Source organism: Acinetobacter sp. GQ146 (assembly GCF_059758585.1).
The window spans coordinates 22404-41281 of the sequence record NZ_JCAXDV010000008.1 but is presented as its reverse complement, the minus strand read 5'-3'; the positions used below and the strand labels follow the sequence as shown (position 1 = coordinate 41281).

At 43.3% G+C, this 18878-nt stretch carries 21 protein-coding genes; 14 read left to right on the top strand and 7 right to left on the bottom strand.

Annotated features, from left to right (window positions below; translation table 11 throughout):
• The first annotated feature begins 29 nt into the window (after window positions 1–29).
• Genes AC6CHI_RS12840 through AC6CHI_RS12830 form a run of 3 tightly spaced genes read left to right on the top strand, consistent with a single transcriptional unit; the run spans window position 30 to window position 3182 of the window.
• A complete protein-coding gene (locus AC6CHI_RS12840) occupies window positions 30–1256 on the top strand; it encodes an efflux RND transporter periplasmic adaptor subunit (protein ID WP_498121887.1) in 1227 nt (408 codons plus the stop codon).
• Window positions 1253–2476, top strand: a complete 1224-nt coding sequence (locus AC6CHI_RS12835; RefSeq protein ID WP_498121693.1) for an ABC transporter permease — start codon at window positions 1253–1255, stop codon at window positions 2474–2476. Before AC6CHI_RS12840 ends, AC6CHI_RS12835 begins: the two co-directional genes overlap by 4 nt.
• On the top strand, window positions 2469–3182 hold the full coding sequence (locus tag AC6CHI_RS12830; protein WP_498121692.1) for an ABC transporter ATP-binding protein: 714 nt from the start codon (window positions 2469–2471) through the stop codon (window positions 3180–3182). Before AC6CHI_RS12835 ends, AC6CHI_RS12830 begins: the two co-directional genes overlap by 8 nt.
• Before the next feature lie 13 nt (window positions 3183–3195).
• On the opposite strand, the gene AC6CHI_RS12825 is transcribed toward AC6CHI_RS12830, so the two are convergent.
• Both AC6CHI_RS12825 and AC6CHI_RS12820 read right to left on the bottom strand, forming a co-directional pair.
• Window positions 3196–4578: a heavy metal sensor histidine kinase gene (locus AC6CHI_RS12825; RefSeq protein ID WP_498121885.1), complete on the bottom strand. Its 1383-nt coding sequence runs from the start codon at window positions 4576–4578 to the stop codon at window positions 3196–3198.
• Entirely contained in the window at window positions 4575–5246 is a 672-nt protein-coding gene (locus AC6CHI_RS12820; RefSeq protein ID WP_498121691.1) for a heavy metal response regulator transcription factor, read from the bottom strand. Before AC6CHI_RS12820 ends, AC6CHI_RS12825 begins: the two co-directional genes overlap by 4 nt.
• Window positions 5247–5352: 106 nt before the next feature.
• Here AC6CHI_RS12820 and AC6CHI_RS12815 point away from each other — a divergent pair, with 106 nt between their 5' ends.
• The 10 genes from AC6CHI_RS12815 to AC6CHI_RS12770 all read left to right on the top strand — a co-directional run bounded on the left by AC6CHI_RS12815 (window position 5353) and on the right by AC6CHI_RS12770 (window position 14642).
• Window positions 5353–5841, top strand: a complete 489-nt coding sequence (locus AC6CHI_RS12815) for a GlcG/HbpS family heme-binding protein (protein WP_498121883.1) — start codon at window positions 5353–5355, stop codon at window positions 5839–5841.
• Between the two features lie 10 nt (window positions 5842–5851).
• Entirely contained in the window at window positions 5852–6253 is a 402-nt protein-coding gene (gene uraH, locus AC6CHI_RS12810; protein WP_498121689.1) for a hydroxyisourate hydrolase, read from the top strand.
• A gap of 223 nt (window positions 6254–6476) precedes the next feature.
• Entirely contained in the window at window positions 6477–7055 is a 579-nt protein-coding gene (locus tag AC6CHI_RS12805) for a lipocalin family protein (RefSeq protein WP_498121688.1), read from the top strand.
• Between the two features lie 106 nt (window positions 7056–7161).
• Window positions 7162–8145 (top strand): acyl-CoA desaturase, encoded by a 984-nt coding sequence (locus tag AC6CHI_RS12800; protein ID WP_498121687.1) that lies wholly within the window; start codon window positions 7162–7164, stop codon window positions 8143–8145.
• A complete protein-coding gene (locus AC6CHI_RS12795) occupies window positions 8142–9410 on the top strand; it encodes an NAD(P)/FAD-dependent oxidoreductase (RefSeq protein ID WP_498121686.1) in 1269 nt (422 codons plus the stop codon). The genes AC6CHI_RS12800 and AC6CHI_RS12795 overlap by 4 nt, the downstream gene beginning before the upstream one ends.
• Window positions 9411–9431: 21 nt before the next feature.
• The gene (locus tag AC6CHI_RS12790) at window positions 9432–10217 is read left to right on the top strand and encodes a DUF1365 domain-containing protein (protein WP_498121684.1); all 786 of its coding nucleotides are present in this window, start codon (window positions 9432–9434) and stop codon (window positions 10215–10217) included.
• Window positions 10218–10223: 6 nt separating this feature from the next.
• Entirely contained in the window at window positions 10224–11423 is a 1200-nt protein-coding gene (locus AC6CHI_RS12785; protein ID WP_498121682.1) for a class I SAM-dependent methyltransferase, read from the top strand.
• Between the two features lie 27 nt (window positions 11424–11450).
• On the top strand, window positions 11451–12230 hold the full coding sequence (locus tag AC6CHI_RS12780) for a DUF1295 domain-containing protein (protein ID WP_498121680.1): 780 nt from the start codon (window positions 11451–11453) through the stop codon (window positions 12228–12230).
• 8 nt (window positions 12231–12238) lie between these two features.
• A complete protein-coding gene (locus tag AC6CHI_RS12775) occupies window positions 12239–13288 on the top strand; it encodes an SAM-dependent methyltransferase (protein ID WP_498121678.1) in 1050 nt (349 codons plus the stop codon).
• A 28-nt stretch (window positions 13289–13316) separates the two neighbouring features.
• The gene (locus AC6CHI_RS12770; RefSeq protein ID WP_498121677.1) at window positions 13317–14642 is read left to right on the top strand and encodes a sensor histidine kinase; all 1326 of its coding nucleotides are present in this window, start codon (window positions 13317–13319) and stop codon (window positions 14640–14642) included.
• On the opposite strand, the gene AC6CHI_RS12765 is transcribed toward AC6CHI_RS12770, so the two are convergent.
• Genes AC6CHI_RS12765 through AC6CHI_RS12755 form a run of 3 tightly spaced genes read right to left on the bottom strand, consistent with a single transcriptional unit; the run spans window position 14639 to window position 16394 of the window.
• Complete coding sequence (locus tag AC6CHI_RS12765; protein WP_458892411.1) at window positions 14639–15334, bottom strand: response regulator transcription factor; 696 nt, start codon at window positions 15332–15334, stop codon at window positions 14639–14641. The two genes, AC6CHI_RS12770 and AC6CHI_RS12765, sit on opposite strands and share 4 nt — an antisense overlap.
• 17 nt (window positions 15335–15351) lie before the next feature.
• Window positions 15352–15852, bottom strand: a complete 501-nt coding sequence (locus tag AC6CHI_RS12760; RefSeq protein WP_498121675.1) for a chalcone isomerase family protein — start codon at window positions 15850–15852, stop codon at window positions 15352–15354.
• Complete coding sequence (locus AC6CHI_RS12755; protein ID WP_498121673.1) at window positions 15825–16394, bottom strand: nuclear transport factor 2 family protein; 570 nt, start codon at window positions 16392–16394, stop codon at window positions 15825–15827. The genes AC6CHI_RS12760 and AC6CHI_RS12755 overlap by 28 nt, the downstream gene beginning before the upstream one ends.
• 219 nt (window positions 16395–16613) lie before the next feature.
• On the opposite strand from AC6CHI_RS12755, the gene AC6CHI_RS12750 reads away from it, so the two are divergent.
• Entirely contained in the window at window positions 16614–16868 is a 255-nt protein-coding gene (locus AC6CHI_RS12750) for a TIGR03643 family protein (RefSeq protein WP_498121672.1), read from the top strand.
• Window positions 16869–16961: 93 nt separating this feature from the next.
• Here the strand turns inward: AC6CHI_RS12750 and AC6CHI_RS12745 are convergent, their stop codons facing one another.
• Window positions 16962–17102: a DUF2256 domain-containing protein gene (locus AC6CHI_RS12745; protein ID WP_458892415.1), complete on the bottom strand. Its 141-nt coding sequence runs from the start codon at window positions 17100–17102 to the stop codon at window positions 16962–16964.
• A gap of 4 nt (window positions 17103–17106) precedes the next feature.
• Window positions 17107–18630, bottom strand: a complete 1524-nt coding sequence (locus AC6CHI_RS12740) for a cryptochrome/photolyase family protein (RefSeq protein WP_498121671.1) — start codon at window positions 18628–18630, stop codon at window positions 17107–17109.
• Between the last annotated feature and the right edge of the window lie 248 nt (window positions 18631–18878).

The window sequence follows — 18878 nt, the reverse complement described above, 5'->3', positions numbered from 1 at the left end:
TCTTTTTAAAAATTGAGTTGAGAATGCAATTGCACATTACCCGCTATAAGTCTCTGATCGTGATCATTCTACTGGTTTTGGTCGTCAGTTTTACTACATATCGCTGGTGGCAGGGACCATTGTTATCTGGTTATGAGGTTGTATCTAGTCCACTGGTTCAGACGGTGGTTGCCTCAGGACGGGTCGAAACGGTATCTCGGGCTCAAATTGGGAGTGAAATTACAGGGGTGGTCCTTGAGCGGTTGGTTCAAGAAGGCGATCGGGTTTCCCGTGGCGATCTGCTTTTGCTACTCAAATCGGATGAAATTGCAGCGCAGGTACGACAAGCAGAAGCAGAATTAAAAGAACTCGCAACGACCAAACGACCACAAGCGGAAGTCGATTTGGCGAATGCTAAAGTGCAGTTACAACAAGCTGAGCGGGAAGCGGCACGGAGAAGGAATACCGAATTAGGCATATTATCTGCTGAGGAAAGAGAGAAATCGATAGAGGCAGAAAGACTCGCTCGTAATAATTTGGAATTGGCTCGCTTAAAAGTTGCTGCACTGGCTCCGGGGCAAGCTGAAGAGACTATGCTGCGTGAACGACTAGCCGCATTACAAGCGCAACTTGCCAAAACCAAAATTCGTGCAGAAGTCTCAGGTACAATTTTAACGCGGAATGTGGAGCCCGGAGATCTGGTACAACCTAGCCAGACCCTTTTCACCATTGCGCTGAATGGTGCAACTGAAATTCGAGTCCCCTTTGATGAACGCAATTTACCGCTGTTGGCTTTACAACAAAAAGCGACAGTGATCGCGGATGCCTATCCAGATCAAGCTTTTCCTGCGCAGATTAACTTTATTGCCCCGAGTATTGATGCTCAACGTGGCACAGTCGATGTCCGATTAACAGTGGATCCAGTCCCTGATTTTTTGCGTCAAGACATGACGGTATCGGTCAATGTTGAAACCAACAAACGTGAGCGAGCACTGGTCATTCCGAATGATGCTTTAAGCAGTATCAGTGGAAAAAAGGCCATGGTTATTTTGGTAAGAGATGGAAAAATTCAGCGTCATTCTATCACTCTGGGGTTGCGTGGTTTGGTCATGTCGGAAGTTGTTGCTGGATTAAAAGAAGATGATCAAGTCCTTGCCGATGCAGAATCAGCACTTAAAGATGGCACCCGAGTCCGCGTAGAGCAAAAGCAACGTGGATTGCAGCATCAAACTGATCAGACAGATAGCAAAAATGAATTACCGGTGAAATTCGATTGAAAAACTTTTTTGGGCGACTTTGGACAGAGTGGACCATCGCAATCAGTTTTTTGCGAGAGGGTCGTGCACAGTCTGTTATGATCACAGTCGGTGTTGCCGTTGGGGTCGCGGTGATTGTGTTCATTAGCGCGTTAATTCATGGCTTACAATCGAATATTGTGGAACGGACTTTAGGCACGCAGGCCCATATCCGTTTGCTCTCACCAGATGAGGTGAACCAGATTGTGCCACCAGTAGCTGGAACGCTTCAGTTGTTACAAGAAGATAAGCGGGCGCAGCGCTTGCGTTCGATTAACAATTGGCAACAGATTACGGAAACTTTAGATCAGTTACCGGTATTGACGGCTGTTTCTCCTGTGGTTTCTGGTCCAGCATTTGTACAGCGTGGAGATGCAATTGAATCTGTCGCCTTGGTCGGTATTAATTTGGAGCGTTATCAACAGATTATTCCGCTCAAGCAATATATGCTGAGTGGTCAATTACGTGTCAGTGCGGATAATGTCTTGATTGGGCGTCAATTGGCCAAAGATTTGGGGGTAGAAGTCGGGAGCAAATTAAGGCTAGATACTGGGCAGCAGAAAAATGCGGTGGTGAATATCTCGGGCATATTTGAATTGGGCGTGCGTGAATTGGATGCGCGTTATGTTTATCTGGATTTGAAACAGGCGCAATCTTTACTTAATTTGCCGGGTGGCGTGACCGTGATTGATCTGACGATTCAAGATATTTTTCAGGCCGATCAAATCGCCGCGCAAGTCGGCCGCCTGACGGGATTAAAAGCTGAAAGCTGGATTGAAACCAATGCCCAACTCATGAATGCGATTACCGCTCAGAGCCTTTCGACTAACATGATTATTGTTTTTGTGGCGATTTCAGTCGCTTTTGGCATTGCCAGTGTCATGTCAGTGAGCGTGGTGCAACGCACGCGGGAAATTGGGATTTTGCGTGCGACGGGGGCGACCCAATCGCAGATTTTAAGAGTGTTCTTGTTTCAAGGGGCAATTTTTGGGCTGCTCGGTTCGATTTTAGGGAGTGTGGTCAGTTGTGGTTTAGTCTGGGTATTTAATCAGTTTGGTCCACGTTTGTTTCATATTTCAATATCAATCCAGCTCATCCTTTTGGCAGTATTGTTGGCGACATTGACAGGTGTGTTGGCTGCGGCAGTCCCATCCCGTCGAGCTGCTGCATTAGACCCTGTGGAGGCGATTCGTCATGTCTGATTTATCTCAGGAAGTGCTGCGTTTAGAGGCATTACGAAAGTCCTATAACGTTGGGCAAGCCAATGAAGTGGAGGTACTGCACGGTATTGATCTATGTATTGAGCGCAATGATTTTGCCGCGCTCATAGGTCCTTCAGGTTCAGGTAAAAGTACTTTATTGAATATTCTGGGCTTATTAGATCAGCCCAGCAGTGGCGAGTTGTACTTGCTCGGTCAGGCCACAAGCGGTATGGATGATGTCAGACGGACTGCGCTGCGGGGGAGTAGCATCGGTTTTGTGTTTCAGTTTCATCATCTTATACAGGCATTTACTGCTTTAAATAATGTCCTGATGCCATTAATGCTGAAGCAGGGTAAGCCTGATCAATCTGCACTGCAATATGCCCATGAATTATTAGCCGCAGTAGGATTGGAAAAATTTGCGGATCGTAAACCCAATGAGCTTTCTGGCGGACAGCAGCAGCGTGTGGCGATAGCTCGAGCGCTGATAACCAAGCCTGCACTATTGTTGGCCGATGAACCGACAGGCAATCTGGACACTCAAACTGCCGCGGAAATGTTTGAATTATTTCGCAAAGTACATCGTGAACATGACTGTGCCGTGTTGCTGGTCACGCATGATCCCAGATTATCGGCAACCTGTGACCGAACCATTAATCTGGTGGATGGGAAAATTCAGAGTGATTCCAAAAACGAGATGAAATAAGGACAAATGTAGATCACACGTCTGGGAACAGCAGTTCAAAGCATATGCCTTCTGCACTATTAACTACCTGATACATCCCCTGATGAAGTGTCAGAATGGATGCCACAATCGACAGCCCTAAACCGCCCGTTTGATGAGGGTTTTGTCTGCTGGAATTGCACTGATAAAAGCGCTCAAAGATATGCGGCAAATGCTCAGGGGCAATCTCTAAGCCACTGGTGATCACAGATAATTCAATCATATGCATGTTATTGATCATCTTTCGTTGGCTTACCACATAAATGCTTCGGTGATTGCCGCCGTGGATCAGTGCATTTGATATCAGATTATACAGGGCTTGTTGTAACAGTTCTGGATCTGCCCAGAGTTCAGTCGCTTCCAGCCTGAACACAAATTGGCAGTCTTGTTCTTCAGCTTGATATTCAAAAATACTGCACATATGTTCTATAAAAGATTGGAGCTGAATTTTCTGTTTGTTTAAACGAACTTTATGCGCATCTGCGCGGGCGAGAAATAACATACTGTCAATCATTCTTTTTAAACGGTGATAATCCTCTAAGTTGGAAATCAAGAGTTCCTGATACTGTGCGGGACTGCGTTCACTCATGAGTAAAATTTCGGTTTGCCCGATTAAATTATTCAGTGGGGTTCTAAATTCATGTGCAATGTCTTCAGAGAAACGATTCAGTTGGCTATATCCCATTTCAATACGGTCAAGCATGGCGTTGATATCGGATGCAAGCTGTTCGATCTCTTGAGGGGGATGAATCAGATTGAGTCGCTGCTCGAGTTGCTGAATATTAATGGCGTGGGTTTGTTCTCGCAGAGTTCTTAAAGCCTTCAATCCCAGACGGCTAGCTATGGCACAGAGTATGAAAATAGCCAAGATGCCTGTAAATACATAGAGGAAAAGACGCTTTTGAAAAGGAGAGATAATGGCTAAACGTTCAGACCACTGTTTGCCTGCAATTAACACATAGGGTTGCTGATTGATTTGAATGGTTTTCCACGCAATACGGGTCGGGTAAGCATGAGCCGATAAATCACGGAATTGAATCTGGGGCTGATGGGTAAATTCGGGCAGTGGAATGCCAAGTGGATTGATATTAATCAGAATCTGGTCGGCCTGAATCAATAAAAACAAATTATCCTGATTTCCCAACATATTTTGATACAGCTTCGGGCGAGCAATAATCTGTTCGATATTGCGACTGTCTTGCAGCAAAATTTCTAGCCGCTCAATGCGTTCAACCAAAGCCCGATCTTGCTGGGCAATTAAAATCTGGTTGATACCCAGATAGGTCATAAATGCCACAGCACACAACACCATGGCAGCACACCATGTGACCAATAGTGTTAATCGGAGTTCTAAAGAGCGAAGGCGCTTGAACATTATGCTTCAACCGAAATTTTATAGCCCAGGCCACGAACAGTATGAATGAGTTTTATATCATGTCCCTCATCAATTTTACTGCGTAAGCGGCGTACCGCCACATCAATAAAATTCGTATCGGTATCAAAATTGATATGCCAAACTTCGGAAGCAATTTGCCTGCGCGTAATAATTTCATTTGGGTGCTGTAGCATAAAGCGCAATAAACTAAATTCCTTTTTACTGAGTTCAATTAACTGCTCATTCCGCCAAACTTTATGATGGATTAAGTCCATTTTTAAGTTGCCGATCCATAACTCATTTTCTTGCACATACTGTTGCCGTCTCAGCAGACTTTTAATGCGTGCGAGTAACTCAATATAAGAAAAAGGCTTGGCCAGATAGTCGTCGGCACCCAGTTCCAGACCTTTGACTCTGTCAATAATCTGGTCTTTGGCGGTGAGAAAAATCACAGGTATTTGGGAAAATTGACGCAATACTTTTAACACTGCCCAGCCATCAATATCGGGCAGCATCACATCGAGTATGACCAAGGTATAAGGTTGCATCTTGAGTTTCTCCAAGCCTTCGAGTCCTGAATGAACACATTCAGCCGCGTAGCCAGATTCATTTAAGCCCTTCACCAGATATGAGGCGATCTTCACTTCATCTTCGATAATCAGAATACACATTTTGCTCAGACTCATTTTGAAGATGACAACTTTGTAATGTGATTGTCATGCTTCAAATCATTCAGGTTGTATAAGATTTTTTAAAACTTAATTCAGGGCAATCATGATGAACAAACTTACAGGGCTTGTTTTAACAGTAATGCTGATGAGTAGCAGTACTTTTGCACAAACCGTTCAATTGAATCAAGTTTATTCACTCGATTCTAAAGCCGCACAAACCTTAGTAGATGCTGCGGTGGCGGCTTGTCAAAAAATACAGCACAACATTGCTGTGGTGGTGGTTGATCGGGGAGGAAATACCTTGATGGCGAGTAGGCATGAAAGTGTGGGCCCTCATAATTTGGGCGCGGCCGAAAAGAAAGCCTATACCGCTTTATCAACCAAAACAGCAACCTTGTTGTTAAGTCAAAATGCCCATGAAAACAGTGATGCAAAAAATTTAACCACCGTGTCAGATTTACTGTTGTTAGGTGGCGGCTTACCGGTGCGTTATGAAAATCAGGTGGTCGGTGCAATTGGTGTTGCGGGCGCAGGAGGTGCCCAAAATGACCAGTATTGCGCTGAAGCAGCCATTCAGTCTAGTTTTAACCATTAAGGATTTCATCATGTTTAAGAAATTTTTACCCCTTTCCACTTTGTTATTGGCATCAATGGCGTTTGCACAAAATAACCCATTAAGTGTGCATGTGTTAAATCTAGAAAACGGTTTACCTTCGGCTGATGTTGAGGTGGTGCTGGAAAAGAGTTCGGGTAATCACTGGGTGAAGCTGAATCAGCAATTTACAGGAGCGAATGGTCGTATTGCGGGACTTTTTCCTGAAAATCAGCCATTAGCGCAAGGGGTATATAAGGTCACGTTTAAAACAGGAGATTGGTTCAAAAAGAATAATCAGAGTACTTTTTTCCCAGAAGTTCCCGTCATTTTTAAAGTGGATGGCAGTGTCAGCCACTACCACATTCCCTTGTTGTTAAGTCCTTATGGCTACTCGACTTACCGAGGCAATTAACAATCCGCCAAGGCTGGTAAAACCAGCCTTTTTGCTGCATTGCAATCCTATTAAAAAATGGGTCAAAAGCCTAAATCGCTTAAATTTATACTGAATAAAGCTAAAAAATGTTCAAAGGGTTGAAGCATGCTGTTGCAGTGATGCTCAGCCCCATTGAAATTCACGCTTTATTCACAAGTGGCTCCTGTATGTTTGACTAAACAGTTATGCCATAGGTTGAGTCATGCCAAATTTCTTTAAAAAATCTTTAGGTTGTGCTGCGATAGCCTGTCTCAGTTTATTTTCATCATGGTCGGCTCAAGCAGAAGTATCCAAGCCACAAGCCGTCAGTCAAATTGAGATTGATCAATATATCGGGCAATGGTATGAAATCGCACATTTGACCATGTACTTTCAACGTCATTGTGCCAGTAACACCAAGGCAAATTATGCACTCAATTCAGATCAGACGCTGAGCGTTGTGAATAGTTGCCAGACCAAAACTGGTGAAACGATTTCATCACAGGGGGTTGCTTATGCGCAAAATGCAGGGAAGAGTCAGTTAAAGGTGAGTTTTTTACCTGCAGGCTTAAGATGGATTCCTTTCACAAAAGGGGATTACTGGGTTTTAAGAGTCGATCCTGACTACAAGGTTGCATTGGTGGGTGGACCAAGTACTAAATACTTATGGATCTTGTCGCGTAGTCCACAAATTGACGAAGCAACCTATCAATCTTACCTACAAACTGCGCGTCAATATGGTTATGATGTGACTAAACTCGTACGCACACCTCATTCCAACTCACTCATTCAAGGCCATTGAGATTTTCTTGTTGCACGATCAACTTATGGGTGAACTTCACATAAATTTCATATCGTGCTACATAAAATGAAAGGCAAATATAAAAACTCAAAATGCGGAAGAAACAATGTTCAAATTTTTTCTACGCTGGATGGACAGCTGGTCGGGTGATGCAAAAACTCTAACCGTGCAGCCAGACAGTCCTCCTAAAGACTTAAACATCCAATGGCTGCGTATTTCGCCTTTCATTTTATTGCATCTTGCCTGTCTTGCTGTGTTTTGGGTGGGGGTGTCGAAATTTGCTGTACTGTTTATGTTGGGGTTCTATCTAATCCGAATGTTTGCGATCACGGCTTTTTTTCATCGCTATTTATCGCACAAAACATTTCAAACCTCTCGTATTGTCCAGTTTGTATTTATTTTGATTGGCACAATGAGTGCACAGCGGGGGCCTTTATGGTGGGCAGCGCATCATCGTTATCACCATCGCTTTACGGATACCGAGCAGGATCCACATTCTTCTACCCACGGGTTTTGGTATAGCCATGTCGGTTGGTTTTTGAATGATCAGAACTTCAACATCCGTAAAGAAGTGGTAAAAGATTGGTTGAAATACCCAGAGTTGATCTGGTTAGACCGTTTTAGCCTTCCAGTGGTGTTAGTCACGGCGGCAGCTATTTATGGCTTGGGTGAATGGCTGGCTGTAGCGTATCCGCAGTTGGCCACCTCTGGCCCGCAATTGCTGGTGTGGGGATTTGTCATTTCAACGGTGTTGTTGATTCATGCCACACTTTGTATTAACTCACTAGCGCACTTATATGGTTCACGCGATTTTGATACCCAAGATCAGAGCCGCAATAACTTTTTCCTGTCGATGATTACCTTAGGTGAAGGTTGGCATAATAATCATCATTACTATGCAGGCAGTACCCGACAAGGCTTTTATTGGTGGCAGATTGATGTGACTTATTATGTTTTAAAAGTAATGTCGTGGTTTGGTTTGGTTTGGGGCTTAAAGCCCATTCCAGCGCGTGTGTATACAGCAAGTCATCGGCATGCCACAGCGCTTCACATCGTTGCAAAAAAATTAAAAAAGGAAGATTTTTCATGAAGATTGCGATTATAGGCTCGGGTATTTCTGGACTCTATGCGGCATGGAAATTATCTGCACAGCATCAAGTCACAATCTTTGAAAAAAATAGTTATTTTGGCGGGCATACCGATACCCATCATTTTCAGATTGAAGGTCAGAGCATAGCTGTAGACAGTGGGTTTATTGTATTTAATGATTTTAATTACCCTTTGTTTAGTGAAATGCTGGCACAACTCGGGGTAGAGAAACAAAGCAGCGATATGAGTTTTTCAGTCAATAATGTTGTGACGGGATTGCAATATAATCCTTCAAAAAAATGGTCGCTACTCAAGCGTCCGCAAAACTTTTTGAATCAAAAGTTTCGGCGCATGTTGTTAGATTTATATCGCTTCTATCAAGAGAATAAAGACCAATCCGTAATTGATTCTGATCCTGAACTGACCATCGAAAGTTATTTAAACCAACATCATTACTCAGAAGAGTTTCGACATGAGCATCTCTATCCCATGTGTGGTGCCTTGTGGTCAACCCCCGTCGATCAGGTTGGACAAATTCCTTATAAGTTTGTGGTGAGTTTCTTCCAGCATCATCGCATGTTGCAGTTAAAGGAAAGACCACAATGGCAAACCGTTAAAAATGGCTCAAATCGCTATATTCGGGCAATTCATCAGCAATGTCCGAGCATTCAGTGGGAGCATCTTGCGGTGCACAGCGTCAGACGACATTCCGATTATGTCGAAGTGCAAACAGATGCAGGTCTGCACACCTTTGATTGGGTTGTTTTTGCCAGCCATGCTGATGATACGTTGCAATTATTAGAAGATGCGACGGATTTAGAACGAGAGATTCTACAAAACTTTGATTATCAAGATAATCGCATGGTCGTTCACCATGATAGCTCGATTATGCCAAGGCAGCGTTCGCAATGGGCGAGTTGGCATGTCCATGTCACAGCAGATGAAGAAGCTGGTGTAGATTTAGCTGTAACACAATATAGTTTTAGCTACTGGATGAACAACTTGCAGAATCTGCAATGTAAAACTCAAATTTTTGCCACCTTAAATCCGAATATGAAAATTGACCCTGCCAAAATCTTGGTGCAACGACATTATCGTCATCCAGTGTTTGACCAAAAAGCGATACAGGCTCAAGCCCGTTGGCAAGAGTTGCAGCAGGGCGTGAACCGGACTTCGTATTGTGGCGCCTATTGGGGCTGGGGCTTTCATGAAGATGGTGCGCGTAGTGCGGCACGTGTGGTTGATTATTTAGCGACATTATCTTGATATGAGTCATGGAGCTTGCAGATGTTGAATACTCCGCTTGCGATTGCCGAGGCCAGTATCCGTCATCGGCGCTATATGCCGAAGGCTCATGCATTTGAAGCTAAGTTGAATTACTTGTGGTTTGATCCTGATCAACTAGAACGCATTACGGCGCAGTCACCGTTTTGGTCTGCCCATCACTGGAATATCCTGAATTTATATAGTACGGATTTTTTAACCGACTATTCTGGCAGCCTTAGACAAAAAGTCGAGCAGGTGCTGGCTCAGCAAGCCGAGGTTGAGTTGTTGCCTGACTGGCAGATTCGTATTCTGGCTTTACCTCGCTGTCTCGGCTTTCGCTTCAACTCCGTGGTGTTTTATTTCATTTTCGATTCTCAACATCAGCAGCCCATTTTTATTTTGAGTGAAATCACCAATACCCCTTGGAATGAACGGAAGGTGTATCTGCATGACTGTCGGCATGCAGCGCAAGTTCATAGCAGTTTTCGTGGCTACGAGTTTTGTTTTGAAAAATCATTTCATGTGTCGCCGTTTATGCCGATGAATTTGGATTATCGTTGGCGATTCCACTTTTCAGAGCATATGCATGTGATTCATATGCAACTGTTTGAACAACAAAAACAGATATTTGATGCCACCATGCGTTTTCGTTTGCGTCCCATCACATTTCCTTCACAGCAACATTATTATGCTCTTAGATATAGTTTAGAACCTTTAAAAATGATGGCTTCAATCTATGTTCAAGCCTTGCAGTTATGGTGGAAAAAGGTGCCGTTTTATCGGCACCCGAAGAAAAATAAGGATTAACATGTCATGATGAAAGCATTTCTTTATGGTGAGCAAGCTTCACTGCCATTTTTACTCAGAAGTTTACTGAAACTACGTCATGGACAAATCAGTTTTCGTGGCGTGTGGAATGGTACGGTCGGAGAGGTTTCTGATTTACATGCGGTGGTTGAGGTGCATAATCCAGAGGTCATGCAGCTCATCTTTAAACAAGGTGTGTTAGGTGCCGCTGAAGGTTACATTCGCGGTGATTGGAAAAGTGACGATCTGGTCGAGCTGATTCAGATTTTGGCGCGTAATCGAGATGTTTTAGATAAAATTAATCAAAATGCCGTGGCGCAGCTCAGCCAGTTTGTCCTTAAAAACTGGTACAAAAGCCGCAGAAATACCCTCAGTGGCAGCCGTAAAAACATTGCGGAACACTATGACTTAAGTAATGATTTTTTTAAGCTCTTTCTTGATGAATCCATGATGTACTCCAGTGCGGTGTATGAACATGCTGACATGTCGCTTGAAGCTGCATCGGAATTAAAGAAAGAGCTGATCTGTCAAAAACTGCAACTCAAACCGCTGGATCATCTGGTGGAAATCGGCAGCGGCTGGGGTGGTTTTGCAATTTATGCTGCTCAGCATTATGGCTGCAAAGTCACCACCATTACCATTTCTCAGGCGCAGTTTGATGAAGCTGTGGCGCGTGTGCAAGCTGCGGGTTTAAGCCACCGCGTTGATGTGCAGCTTAAAGATTACCGTTTGTTGGAAGGTAAATACGACAAATTGGTTTCCATTGAAATGATTGAAGCGGTGGGTGAGCAGTATCTTCCGACCTATTTTAAAAAGTGTCGTGATTTACTTAAACCACAGGGTCTAGCGCTCATTCAGGCCATTACCATCGAAGATGCACGCTATGAAAAAGCATTGAGAACGGTTGATTTCATTAAACGTTATATTTTCCCGGGTAGCTTTATTCCTTGCATTAGTGTGCTCACCGAGAGCGCCTCGCAACAGAAGTTGCGCTTGAAACAGCTCGATGATATTGGGCTGAGTTATGCTCAGACCATCCATGCTTGGCGTGAGCGGTTCCTGAATGCCAAGGAGCAGGTTTTACAGCTCGGATTTGATGAAAATTTTATTCGGATGTGGGACTTTTACTTATGTTATTGCGAAGGCGGCTTCAAAGAAGGCGTGATTAGCGATGTACATATGTTGTTTGAAGCTAGCCCGTACTAATTGGGCAGATCGACATAGGGGAAGATGATGTTAGTCAAGCTTACGCTCTTGAACCTAGGGATTATGTTGTGTTGTTGGGGCTGGGCAACCTTCAATCGTCGTGTCGGTATTGTGGATGTGGCTTGGAGTGGCTGTCTGGCTTTAAATATTATTCTGACCGCGATTTTGGTGGATGTCGCTCCCATGCCCATCCGCCTGTTCATTGCAATTTTCAGCGGTCTTTGGTTTATCCGTTTGAGTGCACATTTGTTACGACGTTATCTTGCTGAACATCAGGAAGATACACGTTATGCCAATATGCGCCGTGCCATGGGTAAATTTCAGCATGTCGGTTTCCTATTGTTTTTTATATTTCAAGCGGGACTAGCCATCTTGTTTTACCTGCCGATGTGGGCATTGTTGACTACACCGCAACACGATTGGAGTCCGGCTTATCCCGTGTATTTGCTCGTTGCGGCACTCATCTTAATCCTAGCTTTTGTAGGGGAAAGCCTTGCAGACCAGCAGCTCTATCGTTTTAAACAACAGCCTCAACATCGTGGCCTAACCATGGATCAGGGGCTTTGGCGTTATTCGCGCCATCCCAATTATTTTTTCGAATGGATGCATTGGTTTGCTTATCCCATTTTGGGATTGGCAGCAGGACTCTATCTATTGTGGATTTATCCAGTGCTGATGTGGTTGTTTTTGTATTACCTCACTGGCATCCCATTTAGCGAACAACAAGCACTTAAAAATCGGGGACAAAATTATCTCGATTACCAACAACGAACATCAATGTTCATTCCGTGGAAACCCAAAAAGTAGGTACGCACATGGATTATATAATTCAGAAGTCATTAAAATTGGTAGAAAGTGGTTTTATTCCAGATCAGGCGATTCGCGCAGCCATTCGTGGCCTAAGTAAAAAGCGTCTGATTCAAGAGGGGCGTTATGATCCTGAGCAGGCAGCACAGCGCTATATGGATGTGCTGAATATGCTTAAGCAGAGTGAAATAGCAATAGAAACCGATAAGGCCAATCAGCAGCACTATGAGTTGCCAACGCAATTTTTTCAGGCCGTACTCGGTAGACGCCTGAAATACAGTGCCTGTTATTTTCCTCATGAAACGACCACATTGGATCAGGCGGAAGAATTTGCCTTGCAACTGTATAGTGAACGCGCCAAGCTGCAAGACGGCCAAGACATTTTGGAACTCGGCTGTGGTTGGGGGTCATTCACTTTATGGATGGCTGAGCGTTACCCGAATGCGCGTATTACCGCAGTTTCTAATTCAAAAACCCAGCGTGAACATATTTTAAAACAGGCCAGAATTCGCGGGCTGATGAATATTGAGGTGCTGACTTGTGATGTGAATGTTTTGGAGCTAAGTCCAGATCAGTTTGATCGGGTCGTTTCGGTAGAAATGTTTGAGCACGTACGAAATTATCAGCGACTGTTTGATAAAATTAATGGGTGGCTCAAGCCAGATGGTTTATTGTGGTGTCATATCTTCTGTCACCGTTTCTTGCACTATCCGTTTGAAATTAAGTCTGAATATGATTGGATGTCTAAATATTTCTTTACAGGTGGACTTATGCCTTCGGTATCTACCTTTTTGCATTTTCAGGAGCATTTAGAACTGGAACAGCATTGGCAGTGGTCAGGTCAGCATTATGAACGAACAGCCAATGCCTGGTTAGACAATATGGATGCACAGCACATGGAGCTCAAACCTATCTTTGAGCAAACCTATGGTAAAGACGCGGATGCTTGGTGGCAACGCTGGCGAATCTTTTTTATGGCATGTGCAGAGTTATTTGGTTTTGAACAGGGGCAAGAATGGGTCATTGGTCATTTCTTATTTCACAAAAAGACCACTTGATGCAGGCTTACTGAACTAGGGAAATAGTATGCGGAAATCCCAAGCGCACTTCCAAAAACAGGCGTTAACAGAAATTTTCAATCGTTATTACTGGTTGCAAATTGGCCTGATTGCACTGTCGATTATTATCGGGATTGGCTGTAGTGCTTGGGTGATTAAAGGTTCATTGTTAAAGACCGCATTAGAACAAGAAATGGCCCATTACTGGTCAAGGGTAGAGCGTGATCCCAAGGCTGATTTGCCAGATACCAAAAACCTTTATGGTTATCGCTGGACGAGCAGTACTCCGCCTGAACAGTTTCAAAATCTGTCTTTAGATTTAGGCGTACATCGGATTTGGGTAGATGGTAAAGAACGCATGACCGTATATGGGGAGCAGAATGGGCAGCATGTTTTATTGGTGTTTGGTGAAAGTAACGTCAATAAGTTAGTCTGGCTGTTTGGTTTGGCACCGCTCATGTTGAGCCTGTTCATTCTGTACAGTTTTTTATGGTGGTCAAACCGACGCGCCAAACGCTATTTTTCGCCTATCACTCGGCTGGCAAATGCTTTGGAACATATTGACTGGGCACATCGCAATACGCAGGCATCGCCATTTCAGGATATTTATACCAATGGCAATATGGAAGCAGAATATCTGAAACAGGCCCTTGAAAAATATCATCAGGTGCTGAGTGAGTTTATACAACGTGAACGCGAGTTCACGGGCGATGTCAGTCATGAATTGCGTACACCGCTTACGATTCTAAAAGGCAATGTGCAGCTCTGTCAGGCTCGATACGGGCAAGATAAGGTTTTTACCCGCTTAAATAATACCATTGATGATATGCAGCTGCTGGTCGATACCTTGTTGGCCATTGCTCGAAATACGACACAACATTTGGCAGCAGAGCAGATGTTATTGTCTGACATTATTGAGGATTTGGTAGATTCATTGCATGCGGTCAGTCAAAGCAAAGGCATGCAGATTCATGTACAGCAGAATGAGTCTGAGCAGCTCAGGAACTTATATCCATCTATGACCAAAATGGTGCTGAGTAATATCCTCAGAAACGCACTGAATTATTCGCAAGGGTCTGAAATTCACATCATTCAGCTAAAGCATAGCCTGCTTATTGCAGACAATGGCATTGGGATCAATCTGCCGAATGATGCCAAAGTGCAGCAATTAAATAGCACGCAACTCGGGTTTGAAATTAAAGGGCACGGGATAGGTCTACAACTGGTCGAGAAACTGTGTAAACAGCTCGGTTGGCGCGTCGAACTGTTTGATCGGGAATATTATTTGTCTGTGCATCCCGAACTTGATTTAGCCCATAGTACGGGCTTGGTTGTGGTGGTGTATTTTTACTAATACTCACCAGATTCGATAGAAATTTTCACACCGACACCGGAAACGGTATGCAGGAGTTTCTGTGAAAAAGGCTTATCAATCATTTTGCGTAGATTATAAATATGGCTGCGCAAGGCATCACTTTCGGGCTCTTCGTCGCCCCATAATTCAATCATGATTTCTTGTTTGGTAATGACCTTAGGAGAATTGCGCATGAGAATTTTCAGCAATTTGAACTGAATCGGGGGGAGTTCTATGCTTTGACCAGCACGGCAGACGGTTTGTGTGGCACTATCGAGTACAAGATCATGAATTTGCAGCTTATGATTGGCAACTTCACCCAAAGCGCGTTTAATTAGGGCACGAATGCGCATCACCAGCTCATTAAAATCGAAGGGTTTAACTAAATAATCATCGGTGCCCGCGGCAAAGCCTTTGAGTTTGTCATCTAGAGTGTCACGTGCAGTAAGCATCAGCACAGGAATATCCAAATTTTGCTGATTACGAATCCATTCGCATAGGTCATATCCAGAGCCATCGGGTAAATTAATATCTAATAATAATAAGTTGTAGTGCTGGGTTTTGAGTAAAGTTTTAGCCGCATCTAGGTTGCGTGCATGATCAATCACATAGCCATGCGCTTCCAAAAATTCGCATACCGTTGCCGCCAATTCGAAATGATCTTCGACCATAAGGATAAAGTGATTACTCATCTGCTAAAAAATGCCGATTAATTTAATAATTGTTGCTTTAATTTAGCATTAAATGGGGCAGCACCAAACCAGATTTTAAAATATTGATTGGCATTTGGATCACGTATTTCTCCTAATTTTTTTTGATTGAGTTTTAATTCAAGTCTCTGATTTTCATGTTGATAGAAAAGACTATAGTGATCTCCCTGCTTCACAGGCAGGTAGAGTTGGGTAATTTGGTTGAGCTGTGAGTTTTCAGTATAGCTAGCCACATTTTTCTTTAAGAAATAGGTGGCTGCCTGCTTAAATGCCCATTCTGGAATGTCGTGGTTATAGTTGAAGTCTAAGCGGATGGTCTGCTTTTCCCAAGGCTTTTGGCAGTTGGCTGCAAAATAGCTCACCGTACCGACATTTTTTTTGGTCACAATCAGCGGGGCACTGCTACATTTTTCTAAACTGGCCGCAGCAGTTGAAAGACTCAGCATGAATGTCGTGGTGCCGACCACGCAGATTAGGATTTTTTGAATGGTAAGACCCATTTGTAAGCACCTCCAAAAACTGGTAATGAACGATAAAGACCATTGGCTGGATCCCAGTAATCTTGCTGGAAAACGATTTGTTGCTTTGCATTGATCTTGATTTCGCTAATGCCATATGACGCCATAGTTTTACTCCGCCCAAACATCTTGAAGTCATACGCCATATACCAATGAATATAGGCTGAATCTTGGTGATGGGTCGCACTGATGAGTTTGACTGTGACATTGCTGACGCGGTTATTCATTCCTTGAAAATGCTTGATTAAATCCTGCTTATTCGAAAACTGCGATAAGGTGTCGTTAATATACAATTGATCTGCATAGAGAGCACTCGCTTGAGTCACAAACTCGGGTGTTCCCAAAGTATTGAAGGCAGCGACAAAGCGAGTGCCTATGTTGTAGGCCAGCTCATCATTCAAGCTAACCCCTTGGATATTCTGATCTGCTTGAGTGTAGTCCGGGCTATAACTTGGAAGACTTTTACAGGCCGAGAGTCCGAGCACAGCCAGCGCAGTGGTCATTAGTGTTGTAAAAATTTTCATCACACGCTTCCTCTGTTTTTATTTAATTTAAATAAAGTGATGTGAAGTGAATGTGAAAATATTCAGTCAAAAAATAGCTTTGAAATGTCAATCATCACAAAAAATTCATGTTGACCTTTCTATGATTCGAGGTGCAGCAGCATAGACTTAAACCAGACTGAATCTAATGGTTTAGATGCGCTCTGCGTTAAACATTTGGCTTTTGAAAAAGGGGATAGCGTGAACAAGTTTGTGGAACAGGATCTATCTAGAATTATTGAAATGGCGTGGGAAGATCGGACGCCTTTTGAAGCTATTGCGCGGGAGTATGGTTTAAATGAAGCAGCAGTTGTACGTTTAATGCGGCAGAATTTGAAAGCGGGCAGCTTTAAGTTATGGCGCAAAAGGATGGCTGGGCGTAAGAGCAAACATCAGCAATTACGATCACCCGAGATTAGTCGGGCTTACTGTTCGCGTCAGTATAAACATGCTTAAGTTGAACGGAAATGCCCTCAACACATCTTAGTTATGCATCTGGGTAGTACACCAGATATTGATTGCCTTTATCCTAATCATGGTGCGGTCTGTTTACCGGTTAGAACGGGCGTGGCGTTTACATCTTTCAGAGCAATACTTTACCTCGTCCCAACAGCGTTGCCATTTTTTGCGCCAAAGAAAAGGGCGTTGGCAATAGGCACATATTTTTTCTGGTAAATGTTGTTTTTTCATAGTTTTACAATTGATCCAGTTGCGTCATTAGGGACTGTGCATGGGCGATAATTTGAGCTTTATCTGGCAGTCGATCAAAAGTTTTATACAGCATTGCCATGCGTGGGTTGTGACGAAATAAAGTCTCATGTCGATGCATAAAATACCAGTACAGACTATTAAAGGGACAGCTGTCTGCTTCAGTTTTGGTCTTGACGTTATAAGCACAGTGCTGGCAATAATTTGACATTTTATGAATGTAATTGCCCGATGCAGCGTAAGGCTTACTCGCCATTAAACCCGCATCTGCATGCATCACCATGCCTAAGGTATTGGGTAATTCGACCCATTCATAGGCATCGGCATATACCGCTAAATACCATTCGCAGATTTCCTGTGGATGTACACCCGCTAAAAGTGCGAAGTTTCCCGTAACCATTAAACGTTGAATATGATGCGCGTAGGCATGTTGAAAGGTATTGCGGAAACATTCAGCCATACAAGCCATCTTGGTTTCACCTGTCCAGTAATACTGCGGCAAAGGGGTTGTGCTCTGGAGGGTATTTTGGTTGCGATATTCGGGCATAGATAACCAGTAAATTCCCCGCACATATTCTCGCCAGCCTAAAATTTGCCGAATAAAACCTTCTACGGCATTCAAGGGGGCTTGACCATTGTAATAAGCGCGTTGCGCAGCATCACAGACTTCTCGGGGCAATAGTAAGCCACAATTTAAATAAGGTGAAAGCAGACTGTGAAACATAAAATCTGAGCCATAAATCATGGCATCTTGATAATCACCAAAGTACGGTAAGCGATTAGCAATAAAATGATTTAAAGCAAGCAGTGCATTTTGACGCGTGGTTGCCCAATGGAATGACTCAATATTGCCAATATGATGAGCAAACTCCTTTTTGACCAGTTCAATCACGTCCTGATCTATTTGATCACGTTCAAAGACTAATGCGGAAATAAAGGGCGGTTCACCTGTCCATACTTTACGGTTGGCTTGATCAAAATTCCATTGCCCACCCACGGGTTGCTGTTCATGCATGAGATATTGAGTTTGCTTGCGCATATCTCGATAAAAATATTCCATGCGCAGTGTTTTATGTTGAGTCGACCATTGCTTAAATTGCTCTAAACTGCAAAAGAAACGGTCATCATCTAAGCAAACTATTGGGAGTTTTAGAGCAGCACTCCAGGTATTCTCAATTTCATGCTGCAAACGATATTCGCCACATTGCGTGACCACCAGCGCGTTTGCTGGGTAGCGTTGTTGCTGATCGGCAATAAAATCAACCAGTTTTTTGATGTCACTTTCACGTTTAAAGGGGTGGTAACGTACTTTCCAACCTTGTGCTTTTAACTCTTTGGCAAAGTGACGCATGGCACTAAAGATCAGCGCTATTTTTTGCGGATGATGAGCAACGTAAGTTGTTTCCTCGAGGACTTCTGCCATAAGGATGATATCTTCCTCTTGGTTTAAATACTTGAGCGTTGCGAGTTGGTGATTTAATTGATCACCAAGAATTAAACCAAAGCGCATAGTTTTTATTTTTGAGGTGGTGTTAAATGGAGTGTAAGGTTTTAGAGATCAATTTTCTGTGAAGCAATGTGTTTAAGAATTCGGAAGTGATGCGCTACGCTTAAAGAGAATATAGGCTTCTTTTGTGTCTGGCTTTTTTCTAAAGGCTTTTGTCAATCTTGGCTTAGAACATAGTGCTTTATTTGACATAGATATCAACAGATCAAATGCTGTACTAGAAAAATGTAAAAGCATTAACTCTAAAAGTG